Source organism: Rhizobium sp. P1_C7 (assembly GCF_056406295.1).
Genome location: NZ_JBFUAL010000082.1, coordinates 1 through 530, shown reverse-complemented (window position 1 = coordinate 530; position 530 = coordinate 1). Strand labels below are relative to the sequence as shown.

Here is a 530-nt window from a genome sequence, read left to right as displayed (position 1 = left end):
CTCTACGCCGAGCTCGGCGTGTACCGGGCCGAGCTTCCCGCCACCCAAAAGGTCTCCCGCGGCCCGGACGCCGGCGCGGTCGCCATGGCGCAAGGCATCAACCACTGGGCCGGGGCGCTGGGCGAGGTCGACGGCAAGGGCTCCAACAACTGGGTGGTGGCGGGCGCGCACAGCACCAGCGGCAAACCCCTGCTGGCCAACGACCCGCACCTGGGCCTGTCGGCGCCGGCCATCTGGTACTTCGCGCGCCTGCAGGCGCCCGCCGGCGGAGGTGGTGATGGAGGCCCCGGGCTGGACGTCATAGGCGCGACCTTGCCCGGCCTGCCTTTTGTGGTCCTGGGCCGCACCCAAAAAATGGCCTGGGGATTCACCAACACCGCGCCCGACGTGCAGGACCTGTACCTCGAGCAGATCACTCCCGCCAACCCCGGGCAATACCGCATCCCGGCCGCCGCAGGCACCGCCTGGGCCGACTTCCAGACCCGCCGCGAAACCATCAAGGTCAAGGGCCAGCCCGATGTGCTGCTGGA

The 530-nt window shown here is 70.8% G+C and carries 1 protein-coding gene; it reads left to right on the top strand.

The annotated features are described in order from the left end of the window. Positions 1 to 530 (top strand): penicillin acylase family protein (locus AC1D2R_RS32260; RefSeq protein ID WP_477973886.1); only part of this gene is annotated, 530 nt, incomplete at both ends.